Origin of the sequence: Micromonospora sp. NBS 11-29 (assembly GCF_002140155.1) — a bacterium.
Lineage (GTDB): Bacteria > Actinomycetota > Actinomycetes > Mycobacteriales > Micromonosporaceae > Micromonospora.
The window spans coordinates 1-16577 of sequence record NZ_NAPR01000025.1 but is presented as its reverse complement, the minus strand read 5'-3'; the positions used below and the strand labels follow the sequence as shown (position 1 = coordinate 16577).

Below are 16577 nucleotides of genomic sequence, written 5' to 3'. Positions count from 1 at the left end.
CGGCCCGCTTGCGGGCCGCCTTGATCTGATAGAGCGGAATTCGGCAACGCGCACGGCCAAGGGCTGCCAGGGCTAGCCGAGCGGCATCCGAGCGACGACTTGCCATTCGTACATGCGTCGGTCCCGGTGCATCTCGATCAAATCAACATGGCTGATCGAGACAGTGGCGGGCTCAGGAGCCACGGACTGCACCGCCTGAACGTAAGGCTCGGATGGGCCATCGGTGGTCAGGTAGGCGACGCTTACATGAGGCCGGTACCGGCTGGGGTCCTCGGGGACCTGGTCCTCACCGATGACGTGCCCGATGGCGGTCCGGGTAGCGGCTCGTAGCCGTTGGACAGGCTCGTCGGGCAACGCGGGCATGACGATGGCCTCGTCAGCCACAACGATCTCCCCGAACTCGACAGCGACTGCGGGTAGTTGCGCGAGCTGCTTGCCCGCTTCCTCGATGACTGCGCCCAGTGTCGCGTCGCTGGTTTCGTCGGTGAATCCGATGCCCTGCATGGTGAGGTGTAGCCACTCGTCCGGGATGAGCGTTGCGGCGGGAGCTGCGGCCAGTGCGGAACGGTACGAGTCCGCCAGGCGGTACAGCTCGGGTTGGTCCTCGAAGGTCACATGGAAGGCGTAGAAGCGCCGGCCGACGCGCCATCCGGGCCGCCACCACCAGTGGTCACGGACGTGCTTGGCGTGTTGCCCGGGTGCAAGGTCTGCGAATGACACGACGTCTCCTGTCAGACTTCGGAGGGCGCTTCGGGCTCGGTGGCCGTTGGTTCTACCTGGTAGTCGTCGATGACCATGATTCGGTCGGCGGGCCATACGGATTCTGAGACTTCGAGGATGCTGCCGTCTTCGGCTCTGGCCGTGTGGATGACGTGCATGACCGGGGCACCCATAGGCAGCGCGAGAGCTGCCGCTTCATCGGCGGTGGGAAGGCGGGCCATCCACTGATCTCGTGCCGTCGTGTAGCGCTTGCCGCTCAGGTCTTCCACGCAGAGGAACAGGCCCTTCGGGACCACTGTGGGTTCCTCCAGGTAGGTGCCGGCGGCGAACTCGGCCGGGATGTAGCTGGCCCCGATCTCCTCGGGCTTGCCCGTCTCCCGGTCGTAAAGGTTGCGGCGGCGGACCACAATTTCAGTGCCTGGTTCGATGTCCATGACTTCGGCGATGTGCGCGGGCACTGGTGTGCGGCCGGCAAAGACGATCTCGTGCCGGAGGTGCGAGGTGAGCAGCCGCTGATCCTTGCGCGCTCGCCCATAGCGGTCGCGGGATCGGCGGTGCAGCCGCCGGCTCTCACGCACGAACGTGCCGACGCCGTGACGGGACTCGATCAGTCCTTCGGCGCGGAGTACGCCGATGGCGTTCCTGAGAGTGATCGGGCTGACCCGGAAGCGCTCTGCGAGAGCTGTCTCAGCGGGAAGCCGGTTGTCCGGCTTGAACTTGCCCTCGCGGACTTCCCGGCGTAGCTGGGCCGCGATCTGCAAGTACTTGGGTGCCTTGGCACCGAGGTCATCGGTCATGTCTGCCCCATCCTGGGCCGGTCCTATGGAGGTCTACCCCTCTTGACCACCGTAGCGCCGATGCCCTCTCCACCTCTCGGCAACATTGGTCCTATAGAGGTCTTGATGACTGGCCATGGAACACCTACAGTCCTCTATAGGTCTTCGGACCCGCCAGGACCGGCAGAGGGCCGGCGGCGACTAGAAGGAGTGCCGAGATGGCTGTCCCGAACTCGATCAAGGTTCCCGTTCCGTTCGACTACGTCTTCCCCGCTGGTGCGCTGTGCCTCGGGGTAGAGCCGGTGACGGACTTCGACAAGCGCGGCCAGGGCGACGACCAGGCCCGCGATAAGGACACGGGTGAGCGGCTGTGGGTGGTCAAGGTTCTTGACCTGGACCCGGAGGCCGGGAAGTTCGGCGGGTCGAAGGAGGTCAAGGTGAAGATCGCCGCGCCGGTGCAGCCGGTTCCGCCGGCGTCGAAGATCCCGGGCTATCCGGCGGCGGTGTTGTTCTCGGACGTGACGTTGACGCCGTACGTCGACAGCCAGCGGTGCAAGGGCTCGGGGAAGTGCCGGGCGCGTCAGGCGTGGTCGATCCGCGCGGGCGCCATGACCGAACCCGCCGCCGCGAAGCAGGCGGCCTGATCAGTTTCGGATGCGCGGGGCGGGCCTCTTCCGCCAAGTCGATTCCCGCCCCGCGCGTTCGCCCGATCCCTCTTGGAAGGAGTGAGCTGGTGTCCACGGTATCGAATGGTCTGCCCGCTGCGGGTGGTCGTGTTTTCACGCATCCGGATGTCCTGGGGCGTGGTGTCGCGGAGGGATGGGCTGATCGGGAGACCGACCCGACCCGGATCGACTGGGCGGCTCGTCAGGCGGTCGCGGTAATTCCGTTCGCGGTGGTTGACGGTCGGCCGGTGAACCCGTGCGAGTCCACGGGCATCCGGTACGGCCGTAACGAGCTGGGGCATTGGGGTGAGCAGGTTTGCGCCGATGCGGTGGTGACCGCCACCGATGAGCATGGACGCCGCTGGTTGGTCATGGTCGAGCGGTCGGATGGCTATGGGTGGGCGCTGCCCGGCGGGCACGTCGAGCCCGGAGAGTCGCCGGCCGCAGCCGCTGTGCGGGAGCTGGGCGAGGAAACTGGTCTGCTGCTGTACCCGGAGGACGGGGTGACCTGGCGAGGGCTTCCGGCCCGGTATGTGCCGGACCCGCGCGCGAGTGATGAGGCGTGGATGGTCACCGTTCCCGCCCTCGTCCACCTGACCACGACCCGCCACGCCGATTTTCCCTGCCTCACCGGGGCCGACGACGCGACGCGGGCCGAGTGGGTGCCGGCAGACAGTTATCGGGCTCTGGTGGGCCATCTGGCATCGGTCTTCGGCGGTGAGGTGTTCCCTGCCCATCGCAGTCTGCTCGCTGACCTTCTGGGCTGACGGCCCCCGTCGAGCGTTCACCGCCTGTGGGTGTTGGCGCTCGCGCGGAGACCGTCAGAACGGCTGACGGCAACCAGTCAAGGAGCAACGACATGGGAAAGCGCAACGTGGCCAGCGGTAACGACGTCGTCGCCGTGCAGGCCGGTCACATTGGCGGCCGGTCGAGCAAGACCCCGAAGCCGCCAGCCGATAACACCACCGAGCAGGCCGGCACCATCCGCAACGTCCGCTCGGGTAACGCCCGCGTCGGCCGGCAGGTCGACACGATCACCGGCGACTTCCACTTCTGACCCATGTTCATCAGCGCGGGGCGGGCCTCTTCCGCCAAGTCGACTCCCGCCCCGCGCCCTGACCCGTTCTCCTTGGAAGGAGTTGGGCTGATGCCCACGCTAGCTGACGCTGCCCGCATCGTCGGGAATCCGCGCCTCGCCCCTCGTCGCACGACTCACCGCCGCACGGTGATGCGCCTGGCCGGTCCGGGCATCCGGGTCGCCAGGGAGGTCTATACCACTGTCCCGTCTGACGCTGTCCGCGTGGCCGCGTTGGTCGAGATCGCCGCCGCTGCTGCCGCGTTGGCGCGGACGGTGGTGAAGCTGCGGCACCTCGACCCGGACTTGATCGCCCCGCATGTGTCCGACCGGGTCGACCTGCGTGCCGTCCTGGGTCGGGGCCGGTGGCTGCCGACCATGACCCGTCACGTTCCCGCTCCGGAGTTCGGGCCGGTGAACCTGGCCGCTCTCGGTCCGTCGCGGCTGCCGGTGCGCCGCCGGGTGGTTCGCCGTCGTGCCGGCGCTCCGGGGCAGGCATCGCTGTTTGCCGCTGCGGTCGGGGAGGGCTGAGGGATGCCGTTGGTCAACGTGATCCGTGGTGAGCGGATCGATCCCGCTCCGCTGAACGTGCGGACCCCGTTCGTTCGTATCCCGCTGTGGCTGGCGCTGTCGTGGTGGGGCGCCAAGGCGGTGGGCCGGATGACGGTCTTTGCCGGCCGGTACTGGTACGTGACCGCCCCGGCTACCGGCTTGACGTGGCTCTATGCGGAGTATGGGTGGGCTGGTCCCGCCCTGACCGTGGGCGGCATCGGGTCGGCTGCTGCCGGCTGGTGGTACGGACATCGGCCATCCTTCCTGCGCTTTGGCTGGTACCCGGTCCTGTCCCGCTTCCGGCGGTGGTTGTACCGGCGCAACTGGCACGCCGCGATGGTCACGGCGAAGCTGGCCGTCTCGTTCGATTCGCACACGGTGCTGCCGGTGCTGCGCAAGGTGCACTGCTCGGGCGGGGTGGACGTGGTGACGGTGCGGATGGTCACCGGGCAGATTCCCGACGACTTCGCCAAGGTCGCCGAACGCCTGGCGCACACGTTCGGCGTCCGCCAGGTCAAGGCGGTGCCTGGTGTCCGGCCGGATGTGGTGCTGCTGCACCTGTTCCGCGGTGACCCCCTGGCCAAGCTGGTGCGTCCGTTGCCGGTGCCAGCGGTGCCGGAGTTCACCGCTCTGCCGGTCGGCCGGCGTGAGGACGGTGAGGGTTACGACCTTCGGCTGTTCGGCACGCAGGTCCTCGTCGTGGGCGCGACGGGTGCGGGGAAGGGGTCGGTCATCTGGTCGCTGGTCCGTTCCCTCGCTGCCGGCGTCACTTCCGGCCTCGTGCAGCTCTGGGGCCTGGATCCGAAAGGCGGCATGGAGTTGGGGATGGGTGCGCCGATGTTCGCCCGCTTCGCCCGCAAGGACTACCCGGCCATGGTCGAGCTGATCGAGGAAGCCGCCACGGTCGCCAAGGACCGCGCTGGGAAGCTGTACGGCCGTACCCGCCAGCACACGCCGTCCCCGGATGAGCCGCTGATCGTCGTCGTCATCGACGAGCTGGCCAACCTCACCGCGTATCTGACTGACCGGCAGTTGAAGGACCGCGTCAAGGCCGCCCTGTCGATCCTGCTCTCTCAAGGGCGGGCGGTCGGCGTCCACGTTGTGGCCGCGATTCAGGATCCGCGTAAGGAGGTGCTGCCGTTCCGGGACCTGTTCCCCACCCGCATCGGCCTGCGCCTGGCCGAAGCAGCGCAAGTCGACCTGGTGCTCGGTGAGGGAATGCGCGACCGGGGCGCACTCTGTGACCGCATCCCGCAGAGCCTGCCCGGGGTCGCGTTCGTGGTCATCGACGGCGACCCCACCCCGATGCGCGTCCGCTTCTCCTACCTGACCGACGCGGAGATCCGCGACATGGCCCACACCTACGGCCGACTGCGGGTCATCGACGGCGAAGTCCTGGACGGTGCCGCATGAAGCCCCACCCCACCGCGACCCGCACCGACCGTGTGGAGGGCTTGGTCCTGGTCGTGATCCTGCTGGTCGTTGCCGGCTTCGCCGGGGCGGCGTCGTTCACCCACGTCAAGGAATGGACCCTCGACAACTCCCCGCCCGGCACCGGCGCCTGGTTCGGCTGGGCCAACGCCGTCATCTCCGAACTCGTCCCCGTCGCCGCGTTGCTGACCATCCGCCGCCGCAAGCGGACCGGCGGCCCGGTCGGCTACCCGCTGTTCCTGCTCGTCGCCGCCGTGCTCCTGTCCCTGGCCGCGCAGCTCGCCGTCGCCAAGCCCGGCCTCACCGGCTGGCTGCTGTCGGCCGTGCCCGCGCTGGCGTTCATGGGCCTGTCCAAGCTCGTGCTGACCACCCCGGCGGCGGCCACCTCGCCGGCTCCCGTGCCCGCCCCGGCCCGGCCGGTGCCGCCGCCGGCTCCCACCGTCCCGCCGGCCCCGCCCGTTCCGCCGGCTTCCGCGCCGGTTGTGCCTGAGCCCGTCGTCCTGGTCGACGTCGACCCGGCCGTTCCCGCTCCCGTCTCGCCTGCTCCTCCGGTTCCGGTGGCTCCGGTGCCGCCGTCCGCGTTCACCCGCCGCAACGGCGTCCCGCTGATCCGAGAGGTGACTCGATGACCAACGCCCTCCTCACCGGCCTACTCCTCGTCGCCGGCCTCGTCGTCTTCTGCTGGGATCAGTACCGGCTCTACGCCGTGCGCTACGAGCTGGCCGCGCTGCACCGCTCCACCCTGCGCGACCCGCTCACCGGCCTCGCCAACCGCGCCGGCCTCGCCCAGGCCTGGGAACAGCTCGCGCCGCTGCGGCCGTGGGTGGTGGTCGTCGACCTGGACGGCTTCAAGCCCGTCAACGACACCCACGGCCACGCCGCAGGCGATGTCGTCCTCACCGCTGTCGCCGCGCGTCTGCTCTCGGTTCACGGTGTCGCCGCCCGCCTCGGCGGAGACGAATTCGCCGCGCTACTCCTGGACACCGACCCGGCCGCGGCGTGCCGTCACCTCGCCGCCGCCATCGCCGCCCCCGTCCGGCTGCCCTCCGGGGTGACGGTGTCAGTGACCGCCAGCATCGGCCTCGCCCCCGCCAGCCCCACCGGCCTCGCCGCCGCTCTCGCCGACGCCGACGCTGCCATGTACCGGGCCAAGACCACCCACGCCGGGGTCGTCGCCTTCGACCCGCTGCGCGATGACCACGCCACCGCCGACCCCCGGCCGCTGGTCCGCACCCGGGAACTCGCCCCGATTCTGGGGGTGAGCCGATGACCCTGACTCCGACGCTGCCCGGCCTCGAACCCGCCACCCCGGCGGCAACTCCGAGGCCGGGCTCCCGGGCCGCCCGCATGCTCATGCCCCGCTCCGTCGACGTCGTCAAAGACCTCGCCGCCGACTACGGCGTCTGCACCCGCCCCGTGTCCCTGCGCCGCACCGATCTCGGCTCCGGGCAGACCGAGGTGATTGACCTGCCGTGCGGCGCCACGCAGGAAGCCAAATGCCCCGCCTGCGCCAAACGGGCACGCCGGCTACGCCAGCAGCAGATCCGCGAGGGCTGGCACCGTGACGACGAACCCGACCCCGGCCCCCGCCCGGCGACCGANCCGCCCGCTCCTCACAGTGGGATCAGGTCGCCGACCTCGATGACGCCATCGGGGAACTGGAAGCCGAGATCACCACCGAGGGCATGCGCGGCCGACCCGCCCCACCCCACGCCGATGAGGGCCAGGACGACGGCGACGGGAAGCGGCGGGTCCGCTCCACCAAGCGGCGCCAGGACGCACCCGACCTTCCCCGGCTGCCCGTGGACAACCGGACCATCGGGCGCACCTTCGAGGGCCATGCCGGCACGGTGTTCCGGCCGTCGATGTTCCTCACCCTCACCCTCGGCTCCTACGGCCGCGTCCACTCCGACGGCACACCTGTCGACCCGGACACCTACGACTACCGCCGCGCGGCCTGGGACGCGGTGCACTTCCCCCGGCTCCTGGNGCAGTCGAGCCGCAACGCCGCCTCGCCCCACACGCGCACTTCGCCATCCGCGGCACCATCCCCCGCGCCCTCGTCCGGCAGGTCGCCGCCGCCACCTACCACCAAGTCTGGTGGCCGGCCGTTGACGAGCTGGTCTACGAACCTGGGCGGGCGCCGCGATGGGACGCCGACGCCGCCGGCTACACCGACCCCACCACCGGCCGGTTGCTGCCGTCGTGGGATGACGCCCTGGACCTGGTCGACGCCGACCCCGACGCGCAACCCGTCCACGTCCTCCGCTTCGGTGTCCAGATCGACGCCAAGGGCGTGCTCGCCGGCACCAAGGACGCTGACCGGTGCGTCGGCTACATCACCAAGTACCTCACCAAACAAGCCGCCGACTGCCACGACGTCACCAGCGGCCGGCAACGCGCCCACCTGGAACGGCTCTGGCAGGAACTGCGGCACACGCCGTGCTCTGAGCGGTGCGCGAACTGGCTGCTCTACGGCATCCAACCGAAAAAGGCACGGCCCGGGTTGAAGCCCGGCAACTGCAAGAACAAGGTCCACAAACGCGACACCCTCGGCATCGGCGGCCGACGCGTCCTCATCTCCCGCCAATGGTCCGGAAAAACCCTGACCGACCACCGGGCCGACCGCCGCGACTGGGTCAAAGCCCTCCTCGGCATCACCACCGACGCCGACACCGCCCCGCCCGGCGGCGAGCAACGCCACGCCTGGGAACTGGCCAAGCCCACCGACCCCGACGTCCCACCCATCGGCCACCGGGTCTTACGCGCCATCTCCGAACGCATCCAATGGCGCGCTCAACTCGACGCCGCCAGACGCGCCGCCGCCGGCCCGCCCGACGTTTCGGCAACCGCCACCGCTCAGGGAGGAGCAGCATGAAGACCCGGACCATCGAGCCGCTGTGGACGGCTGAGGACGTGTCGACGTTCCTGGGCGTGCCGGTGAGCACTCTCTACCAGTGGCGGTATCGGCGTCTCGGGCCGCGTGCGCGGAAGGTGGGCCGTCATCTGCGCTATGACCCGGCCGATGTGCGGGCCTGGCTCGATGAGGCAGCAGACCGATGAGCGTGGTCAAGCGGCCGAATGGGAAGTGGCGTGCCCGGTACCGGGATGCCGCCGGCAAGGAACACGCTCGGCACTTTGACCGCAAGGTCGACGCTGATCGGTGGCACGCCTCGATGAAGACGGCACTCGCCCGCGGTGAGTGGGTCGATCCGGCTCTCTCGCGGGTCACCGTTGGCGACTGGGCCGCCCGGTGGTTCGCCAATCAGGTGCAGCTCAAGCCGTCAACCCGTCAGCGGTACGGCAGTCTTCTGCGCCGGCAGGTGCTCCCGGTGTGGGAACGCGTCCCGCTTTCGGCAGTCACGCACGCCGACGTTGGCGAGTGGGTACGTCGCATGACGCAGGCAGGTCTTGCGCCGTCCACCGTTCGGCAAGCTCACCGGGTGTTCTCGCTGCTGCTGGCGCTCGCGGTGCGGGATGGTCGGCTGACTCGCAACGTCGCGTCAGGTGTGCGACTCCCCCGCGTCGGGCGCGCGGAGAAGGTGTTCCTGACGCACGGCCAGGTGGGCGAGCTGGCGGCAGCGGCAGAGCCCCACGGGCTGATCATTCGGGTGCTGGCCTACACCGGGTTGCGGTGGGGCGAGCTGGCCGCGCTGCGCGTGCGGCGGGTGGACCTGGTGAAGCGCCGGCTGTTGGTGGCGGAGTCGGTGACCGAGGTGAACGGCCGGGCGGTGTTCGGTACGCCGAAGACGCATCAGCGGCGGTCGGTCCCGCTCCCCCGGTTCCTGGTCGAGCCGATCGCCGCGCAGATCGCCGGCCGCTCCGGTGACGAGCTGGTGTTCACCTCCCCGGCCGGCGAGGTGCTGCGCAACAACAACTTCCGTCGCCGCGTCTTCGATCGGGCTGCGGAGTCGATCGGGCTCACCGGCCTGACGCCGCACGAGCTGCGGCACACGGCAGCCAGCCTCGCGGTAGCTGAGGGCGCCAACGTCAAAGCGGTGCAGCGGATGCTCGGGCACGCCTCGGCGGCCATGACGCTGGATGTGTACGCGGACCTGTTTGAGGACGACCTCGACCAGGTGGCGGACCGCCTCGACCGGGCGGCGGCTCGTGCTGCTGCGGACTCAGTGCGGACTGCGAGCGTCGGTCCGGACCTCGACGCGGTACGTTCGGGTCGTCGGCAGCATGTCTGACCAGGGAGAACGGCTGGTGGGGCGGGCGGGGTTCGAACCCGCGACCGAGGGATTATGAGTCCCCTGCTCTAACCCGCTGAGCTACCGCCCCGTCACCGCGCCGGATCGTAACCCGCCGATCGATCCCCGGCCACCACCGTCCCGACCACGGCACCGCCGAGTCGCCCACGATGGGCAACGCGAGGATAACAGCGCGCAGCGGAGCGCCGGCTCAGCCCCGCAGCTCGTCCAGCACCGCGCCGGCGGTACGCCATCCGCTGGCGAGTGCGCCCTGGATGGAGGGGCTGTCCCGGTGGTCGCCGGCCACGAAGAGGCCGTCGCCGAGCGCGACCGGCTTGCGCAGCCGGCTCTGCGGCGGCGGGGCGGCCGGTAGCGCGTCGGGCACTTCGACGGTGGTGAGGTGGGTCCAGTCGGCGGTGGACCGGCCGTAGAGGCGGGCCAGCTCGCCCCGGATCACGCGTTCGGGCGGGGGTTGCGGGCCGACCACGGACGTGGCCACCAAATGCTGGCCGGCCGGCGCGTACGTGGGTGCGGCGTGGCTGAGCACCACCGTGTTGGCGACCAGTTCCCGGCGGTCGCCGTCGAGCAGCAGGATCGGCTCGTCCAGCGGCGCGGTCTCGGTGCGGTGGTAGTAGGTCGTGTACGCGTGCATGCGTACCCGATCGAGCGTGGGCAGCAGCGTGGCCGCGGCGGGCGGGTCCGCGGCGACCACGACGGCGCGGCAGGTGATCTCGCCGGCCTCGGTGCGGACCCGGCCCGGCGTGACGCGGGTGACCGGGGTCCGCAGGGCGATCGATCCGGCGGGCAGCGGCGCGGCCACGGCCTGGGGCAGCGCGCCCATGCCCCGGGCGGGCACTCCGATGCGGCCCCGGGCGAAGGAGCGCAGGATGACCGCGAGCACGTGGCTGGAGGTGGCCAGCTCGCGGTCGAGCAGCACGCCGCTCAGGAACGGCCGGAGCAGTTCCTCGATGATCGCGTCGGAGAGCCCGGCCCGGCGCAGCGCCGTCTCGGTGGTGGTTTCCGGCGCGGCGAGCAGCCTCGGTACGGGCAGGGTGGCGCAGCCGGTGGCGAGTGCGGCGAGGCGCAGCCNCCGGCCGGCTCGCGCAGCGGGTTGACCAGCCGTTCCAGCCGGTCGCCGCGGCGCACCAGCACCCCGGAGGTGAACCAGCCCAGGTCGAGGGTGTCGAGGTCGAGCAGCGTGCCGAGCCGGGGGTACGCGGTGTTGAGCACCTGGAAGCCCCGGTCCAGTTTGAACCCGTCGACCTCGTCGGTGGCGACCCGTCCGCCGAGCCGGTCGCCGGCTTCCAGCAGCCGCCAGGACACGCCGGCGCGGTGCAGCCGGCGCGCCGCGGCGAGACCGGCCAGGCCGCCGCCGACGACGACCACGTCGGTGTCAGTCATGGTCCACCCCCGTTTCCTCCCGGTGGGACCGGGCCAGCCGGCCGGGCCACCACACCTTCGAACCGATGTCGTACGCGAGCGCGGGCACCAGCAGCGAGCGGACCACGATGGTGTCGAGCAGCACCCCGACGGCGACCGCGACGCCCAGTTCCACCAGCACCACCAGCGGCAGCACGGCGAGCGCGGAGAACGTGGCGGCGAGCACGATGCCGGCGGAGGTGATGACGCCGCCGGTGACCGCCAGGCCGGCCAGCACGCCGGCCCGGGTGCCGCGGCGCACCGACTCCTCGCGGACCCGGCTCATCAGGAAGATGTTGTAGTCGATGCCGAGCGCGACCAGGAACACGAACGCGAACAGCGGGAACGACTGGTCGACGCCGGGGAAGTCGAAGACGTACGTGAAGAGCAGCGCGCAGAGGCCGAGCGTGGCCAGGAACGACAGCACCACGGTGGCGATCAGCAGCACCGGGGCGACCAGGGCGCGCAGCAGCAGCGCCAGGATGACCGCGATGACCAGCAGCACCACCGGGATGATCACGTTGCGGTCGCGGACGGAGGCGTCGGCGGTGTCCACGTTGATGGCGGTGAAGCCGCCGACCACCGCGTCGGCGTCGGGCACCGCGTGCACCGCCACGCGCAGGTCGCGGATGGCCTGTTCGGCGCCATTGCTGTCGGGCGGGTCGGCGAGCGTGACGTTGAGCTGCACCCGGCCGTCGACCACCTTCGGCGGCGCGTNCCCTTGACGCCCTGCGCCACCTGGGCGACCCGCTGCGCGGCGGCCTGGTCGGTGAAGATGGTGGCCGGGCTGCCGGTGCCGGCCGGGAAGTGCCGGTCGATGACCTCCTGACCGGCCACCGAGTCGGTGCGCTGGGTGAACAGTTGGGACTGGCCGAGGGTGGTGGCGCCGAGCTGGGTCACCCCGATCGCGAGGGCGGCCAGGACCACGGCGGTGACGATCCAGACGGTACGCGCGCGGCGCGCCACGAAGCCGGCGATCCGCCCCCACAGGCCGTGTTCGGTGCGGGGGTCGGCGTCGTCGTGCCGGGGCCGCCGGGGCCAGAACGCCCACCGGCCACCGAGGACCAGCAGGGCGGGCAGGAAGGTGAGCATCACCAGCAGCGTCGCGGCGATGCCGACGGCGCTCACCGGGCCGAGCGCGCGGTTGGAGTTGAGGCTGGACAGCAGCAGGCAGAGCAGGCTGACGATGACCGTGGCCCCGGAGGCGACGATGGCCGGGGCGGCGCCCTTCCAGGCGGCCTTCATCGCGTCGCCGGGGCGCTCGTGCCGGTGCAACTCCTCCCGGTAGCGGGCGATGAGCAGCAGCGCGTAGTCGGTGCCGGCGCCGAAGACGAGCACGGTGAGGATGCCCTGCGCCTGCCCGTTGAGTTTGACCACGTCGTGCTTGGCGAGCAGGTAGACGAAGACGGCGGCCAGTGCGTACGACATCCCGGCGGCCAGCAGCGGAAGGATCCAGAGCACCGGGCTGCGGTAGACGACCAGCAGGATGATCAGCACCACGATCAGGGTGACCAGCAGCAGCGGGCCGTCGATCGCGCTGAACACCTCGATCAGGTCGCCGAGCAGTCCGGCCGGGCCGGCCACGTCGACGGTGAGCCCGTCCCGGTCCGGGCCGGCGATGGCGCGCAGTTCGTCGACGACGCGGCGGATCTCCTCGCCCTCGGCGCTGTCGATCGGGACGATCACCTGGGCGGCCTGCCGGTCCTGGCTGACCACCGGTGGCGGCAGCGGGCCGACCACGCCCGGCACCCGGGCGAACCGGGCGACGTCGGCCCGGATCCGTTGCTGGTCGGCCGGGGTGATGCCGGCGGCCCGCTCGTAGACGACCAGGGCCGGGGTGGTCTCCCGGTCGACGAAGCGGCCGGCCTCGTCCTGCGCGCGGGTGGCCTCGGCGTCGGTGGGGAGGAAGGAGGCGTTGTCGTTGGTGGCGACGTCGCCGAGCCGGCCCGCGTAGGGGCCGGCGATGCCGCCGACGACGAGCCAGCCGAGCACCACCGCCACCGCGATCAGCGTCGCGGTCCAGCGGCTGCGTCCAGCGGCCATCTCCACCACCCTCGAAACCGACGCGGACATCGACGCAGCGGGGAGTCTAGGTCGACTGCGACCATCCTGCCGGTCGAAGCGTCGGTCCGGGCGGAAACCGGGCGGGAGTACGGGACCGGAACGGGAAACGCCCGTCGGCGTGGCCGACGGGCGTGGCGTGGAGCGAAGCTCCCCCGATTGGACTCGAACCAATAACCTGCCGGTTAACAGCCGGCTGCTCTGCCAATTGAGCTACAGGGGACCGTGCAACGGATCGGATCTCTCCGCGCCGTGCGACGGGGACAAGCGTACAGGACATCGGCCGGTGGTGCGCCAGTGGGTTACCGGCGACGCAGATTAGGGACAAATCGTCAACTCGGCACAGGGAGGCATGAGTGACGAGCAGGATGGGTAGTTAGCTGCCAACAGAGTTCAGGTACGGAAGGAGCCGCCATGCGCGGAAAGATCATGTTTCTTGGCGGGCTGGCTGCGGGATTCGTCCTGGGCGCCCGTGCCGGCCGGGAGAAGTACGAGGAGCTGGTGGTGCGCGGGCGTAAGGTGCTCGACCACCCGACCGTCCAGGAGGCGGCCGGGGTCGCGCAGGCCCAGGCGACGCGGCTCTACTCCGAGGGCAAGGACAAGCTGGGGCAGAGCAAGATCGGCGAGAAGCTGTCCAGCGGCAACGGCAGCAAGCCGGGGCTGACCGAGGCCGACAAGCCGTTCGCCGGCACGCCGGCGGCCGTCGGCGGCCGGAGCAGCGCCAACGGCACGGGCTCGACCGGCGCGACCGGCACGGGCACCAAGCCGTCCAGCACGAGCAGCAACCTCTGACAGCGGGCAGCGGGCCGGTCGCCTTCGGGTGACCGGCCCGCTTCCGTGCGCCCGGACACCGCCCTCCCCTCGCGTCACGCCGCTGTGACGCGGGTGTGGCAGATTCTCCGGTGGGAGGGTGATCACATGCCGATGATCGGACCGGAGAGCGCGGACCAGGCGCGGCTGCTGCGCCTGCTGCGCGACGACGGCCCCCGGTCCCGGGTCGAACTGGTCGACGTCCTGGGGTTGCCCCGGGCCCGCCTCGCCGCCGAGGTGGACCGACTGACCGCGCAGGGCCTGGTGGAAGTCGCGGGACCGGCCGCGTCCCGGGGCGGGCGGCGCTCGTCCCTGCTGCGGATCGGCGCACAGGTGCGCTTCGGCGCGGTACTCGTCGGCGACGGCCGGCTGCGGGTCGCGCTCACCGACGGTGAACTGCACCTGCTCGCCCGGCACGACGAGCCCGCCGACGTCCGGCTCGGCCCCGAGGTGGTGGTCGCCCGGGCGGTCGAGCTGCTCGGCAAGCTGCGGGCCGAGGCCGGGCTGGCCCGGCTGACCGGCGTCGGGGTGGCGCTGCCCGCGCCGGTCGCGGTCCGCGACGGCACGCCCGTCTCCCCGCCGGCCCTGCCCGGCTGGCACGATTTTCCGGTACGCGACACGCTCGCCGCCGAACTGGGCTGCCCGGTGCAGGTCGACAACGACGCGAACGCGATGGCGCTCGGCGAGCGGCACGCCGGCACCGGCCGGCCGTTCGACGACTTCCTCTACGTCAAGCTCGGTGACGCCGTCGGCTGCGGCCTGGTGCTCGGCGGCTCGCTCTACCGGGGCGCGGCCAGCGGGGCCGGCGACATCGGCCACCTCCAGCTCACCGAGGACGGGCCGCTCTGCGGCTGCGGCAACACCGGTTGCGTCGAGGCGTACTGCGGGCATGCCGCCCTGGTGCGGGAGGCGGTGACGGCCGCCCGCGCCGGGCGCTCGACGGTGCTGGCGGACCGCCTCGCGGCGGCCGGCGAGCTGACCGTGGCCGACGTGGCCGCGGCGGCGGCCGAGGGCGACCCGGCGGCGCAGACGCTGGTCCGCGATGCCGCCCGCCGGCTCGGGCAGGTGCTGGTCGAGCTGGTCAGCTTCGTCAACCCGGCCATCGTCATCATCGGTGGCGCGGCGCCGGGCCTCGGGCCGGTGCTGCTCGCCGAGATCCGGGCCGTGGTCTACCGGCGCTCCACGCCGCTGGCCACCGGCAGCATGCCGATCGTCCTCTCCGACCTGGACGACCGGTCCGCCCTGGTAGGCGCGGCACACCTGGTAAGCAACCAGGTCTTCGCCGCCCGCTGACCCCGCCCACCCCCGGCGATCTTGCAGTTGCGGCCCCTCGGATGTCGGGAAGGCCCGTTATGGGCGGGCCGCAACTGCAAGATCGCGGGAGCGGGGGTGGGGTCAGTCGCGGGCGGTGCTGAAGGCGGCGTCGAAGGACGCGGTCGGGGCGTCGAAGGCTAGGCGGCGGACGAACTGGAGCGCCTCCGGGGCGCCGACCAGGCGGTCCATGCCGGCGTCCTCCCACTCGATCGAGATCGGGCCGTCGTAGCCGATCGCGTTCAACGCCCGGAAGCAGTCCTCCCACGGCACGTCGCCGTGGCCGGTGGAGACGAAGTCCCAGCCGCGTCGCAGGTCGGCCCAGGGCAGGTGGGAGGAGAGCCGGCCGCGCCGGCCGTCACCGGTGCGGACCTTCGCGTCCTTGCAGTCGACGTGGTAGATCCGGTCGGCGAAGTCGAAGATGAAGTTCACCGGGTCCAGCTCCTGCCAGACGAAGTGCGACGGGTCCCAGTTCAGCCCGAACGCCTCACGGTGCCCGATCGCCTCCAGCGTCCGCTTGGTGGTCCAGTAGTCGTAGGCGATCTCGCTGGGGTGCACCTCGTGCGCGAAGCGCACCCCGACGGAGTCGAAGACGTCGAGGATCGGGTTCCAGCGGTCGGCGAAGTCCTGGTAGCCGCGTTCGATCATGGCCGGCGGCACCGGCGGGAACATCGCCAGCGTGTGCCAGATGGACGAGCCGGTGAAGCCGACCACGGTCCGTACGCCGAGCTTCGCCGCCGCCCGCGCGGTGTCCTTCATCTCCTCGGCGGCCCGGCGGCGCACCCCCTCCGGCTCGCCGTCGCCCCAGATCCGCGCCGGCAGGATGTCCTGGTGCCGCTCGTCGATCGGGTGGTCGCAGACCGCCTGCCCGACCAGGTGGTTGGAGATGGTGAAGACCTGGAGGTTGTGCTTGGCCAGGGTCTCCCGCTTGCGCTTGACGTAGGAGTCGTCGGCGAGCGCCTTGTCGACCTCGAAGTGGTCGCCCCAGCAGGCGATCTCCAGGCCGTCGTACCCCCACTCGGCGGCGAGCCGGCAGACCTCGTCGAACGGAAGATCGGCCCACTGGCCGGTGAAGAGCGTGATGGGTCGCGCCATTGTCCTTCTCCCCTGTCATGTGATGGGGGATTCCGTTACGGACCGGGGCGAGGGCGACCGGGCGGCGGCGACCCGCCGGCACCGGTGGACGCGTGAGCGTCTGCACCCGACGGGTTGCGCCTCCCGACGGGTCACCGGCCACCTCGCGGTCGCCGCCCCCACTCTATGGCCTACCTCAGGGCAGGGTCCAGCGCTGGTTCGCGGCCCCGGTGCAGGTCCACAGGTGCACCGGGGTGCCGTCGGCGGAGTTGTTGCCGGACACGTCCAGGCACTTGCCCGACAANNNGCAGCGTCCCGTCGGCCTGCGCCGACCAGTTCTGCGCCCCGCTGCCGTTGCAGGTCCAGAGCTGGATCTTCGTACCGTCCGCGCTGGCCGCGCCGTTGACGTCCAGACACTTGCCCAACGCCTTCACGGTCGAGTTCGGCGTCACCGTCCACGACTGCGCGGTGGTGCCGTTGCAGGTGTAGA

The 16577-nt window shown here is 71.2% G+C and carries 14 protein-coding genes, 2 tRNA genes and 5 pseudogenes; 13 read left to right on the top strand and 8 right to left on the bottom strand.

Annotation, left to right across the window (positions count from 1 at the left end):
- Nucleotides 1-72 precede the first annotated feature (72 nt).
- Nucleotides 73-720 carry a 2'-5' RNA ligase family protein gene (locus B1205_RS25575; RefSeq protein ID WP_217809882.1) on the bottom strand — a complete coding sequence of 216 codons (648 nt, stop codon included), beginning with the start codon at nt 718-720 and terminating at the stop codon, nt 73-75.
- Between the two features lie 11 nt (nt 721-731).
- Entirely contained in the window at nt 732-1517 is a 786-nt protein-coding gene (locus tag B1205_RS25570; protein WP_089157934.1) for a GntR family transcriptional regulator, read from the bottom strand.
- 197 nt (nt 1518-1714) lie between these two features.
- Between B1205_RS25570 and B1205_RS25565 the strand changes: the two genes are divergently transcribed.
- From B1205_RS25565 to B1205_RS25520, 11 genes and pseudogenes are all read left to right on the top strand, one after another.
- Entirely contained in the window at nt 1715-2140 is a 426-nt protein-coding gene (locus B1205_RS25565; RefSeq protein ID WP_089157933.1) for a hypothetical protein, read from the top strand.
- Between the two features lie 89 nt (nt 2141-2229).
- A complete protein-coding gene (locus tag B1205_RS25560) occupies nt 2230-2928 on the top strand; it encodes an NUDIX domain-containing protein (protein WP_254910196.1) in 699 nt (232 codons plus the stop codon).
- A gap of 92 nt (nt 2929-3020) precedes the next feature.
- Nucleotides 3021-3218 (top strand): hypothetical protein, encoded by a 198-nt coding sequence (locus B1205_RS25555; RefSeq protein ID WP_089157932.1) that lies wholly within the window; start codon nt 3021-3023, stop codon nt 3216-3218.
- 243 nt (nt 3219-3461) lie between these two features.
- A complete protein-coding gene (locus tag B1205_RS29350; protein WP_140158146.1) occupies nt 3462-3767 on the top strand; it encodes a hypothetical protein in 306 nt (101 codons plus the stop codon).
- 3 nt (nt 3768-3770) lie between these two features.
- Nucleotides 3771-5201 (top strand): FtsK/SpoIIIE domain-containing protein, encoded by a 1431-nt coding sequence (locus B1205_RS25545; RefSeq protein ID WP_089157930.1) that lies wholly within the window; start codon nt 3771-3773, stop codon nt 5199-5201.
- Nucleotides 5198-5848, top strand: a complete 651-nt coding sequence (locus B1205_RS25540; protein WP_089157929.1) for a DUF2637 domain-containing protein — start codon at nt 5198-5200, stop codon at nt 5846-5848. Before B1205_RS25545 ends, B1205_RS25540 begins: the two co-directional genes overlap by 4 nt.
- Nucleotides 5845-6489, top strand: coding sequence for a GGDEF domain-containing protein (locus B1205_RS25535; protein ID WP_089157928.1), 645 nt, complete (start codon nt 5845-5847; stop codon nt 6487-6489). Before B1205_RS25540 ends, B1205_RS25535 begins: the two co-directional genes overlap by 4 nt.
- Nucleotides 6486-6755 (top strand): annotated as a pseudogene (locus B1205_RS33175) (replication initiator); the annotation flags it as partial. The gene B1205_RS25535 and the pseudogene B1205_RS33175, both read left to right, overlap by 4 nt.
- Nucleotides 6756-6904: 149 nt before the next feature.
- Nucleotides 6905-8097: pseudogene (locus B1205_RS25530) on the top strand (replication initiator).
- On the top strand, nt 8094-8282 hold the full coding sequence (locus tag B1205_RS25525; protein ID WP_084588817.1) for a helix-turn-helix transcriptional regulator: 189 nt from the start codon (nt 8094-8096) through the stop codon (nt 8280-8282). The pseudogene B1205_RS25530 and the gene B1205_RS25525 overlap by 4 nt, the downstream one beginning before the upstream one ends.
- Nucleotides 8279-9412, top strand: coding sequence for a tyrosine-type recombinase/integrase (locus tag B1205_RS25520; protein ID WP_089157927.1), 1134 nt, complete (start codon nt 8279-8281; stop codon nt 9410-9412). Before B1205_RS25525 ends, B1205_RS25520 begins: the two co-directional genes overlap by 4 nt.
- Before the next feature lie 14 nt (nt 9413-9426).
- On the opposite strand, the gene B1205_RS25515 is transcribed toward B1205_RS25520, so the two are convergent.
- From B1205_RS25515 to B1205_RS25500, 4 genes and pseudogenes are all read right to left on the bottom strand, one after another.
- Nucleotides 9427-9503: transfer RNA gene (locus tag B1205_RS25515), tRNA-Ile, on the bottom strand.
- A 120-nt stretch (nt 9504-9623) separates the two neighbouring features.
- Nucleotides 9624-10813, bottom strand: a pseudogene (locus B1205_RS25510) (FAD-dependent oxidoreductase).
- Nucleotides 10806-12874: pseudogene (locus B1205_RS25505) on the bottom strand (MMPL family transporter). Before B1205_RS25505 ends, B1205_RS25510 begins: the two co-directional pseudogenes overlap by 8 nt.
- A 168-nt stretch (nt 12875-13042) precedes the next feature.
- Nucleotides 13043-13115, bottom strand: a tRNA-Asn gene (locus B1205_RS25500).
- A 191-nt stretch (nt 13116-13306) separates the two neighbouring features.
- Here B1205_RS25500 and B1205_RS25495 point away from each other — a divergent pair.
- Entirely contained in the window at nt 13307-13684 is a 378-nt protein-coding gene (locus B1205_RS25495; protein WP_089157926.1) for a hypothetical protein, read from the top strand.
- 126 nt (nt 13685-13810) lie between these two features.
- A complete protein-coding gene (locus B1205_RS25490; protein WP_089157925.1) occupies nt 13811-14995 on the top strand; it encodes an ROK family transcriptional regulator in 1185 nt (394 codons plus the stop codon).
- Between the two features lie 102 nt (nt 14996-15097).
- On the opposite strand, the gene B1205_RS25485 is transcribed toward B1205_RS25490, so the two are convergent.
- Together B1205_RS25485 and B1205_RS30440 are read right to left on the bottom strand one after the other, a co-directional pair.
- Nucleotides 15098-16108: a sugar phosphate isomerase/epimerase family protein gene (locus tag B1205_RS25485; protein WP_089157924.1), complete on the bottom strand. Its 1011-nt coding sequence runs from the start codon at nt 16106-16108 to the stop codon at nt 15098-15100.
- 175 nt (nt 16109-16283) lie between these two features.
- Nucleotides 16284-16577: pseudogene (locus B1205_RS30440) on the bottom strand (ricin-type beta-trefoil lectin domain protein); the annotation flags it as partial.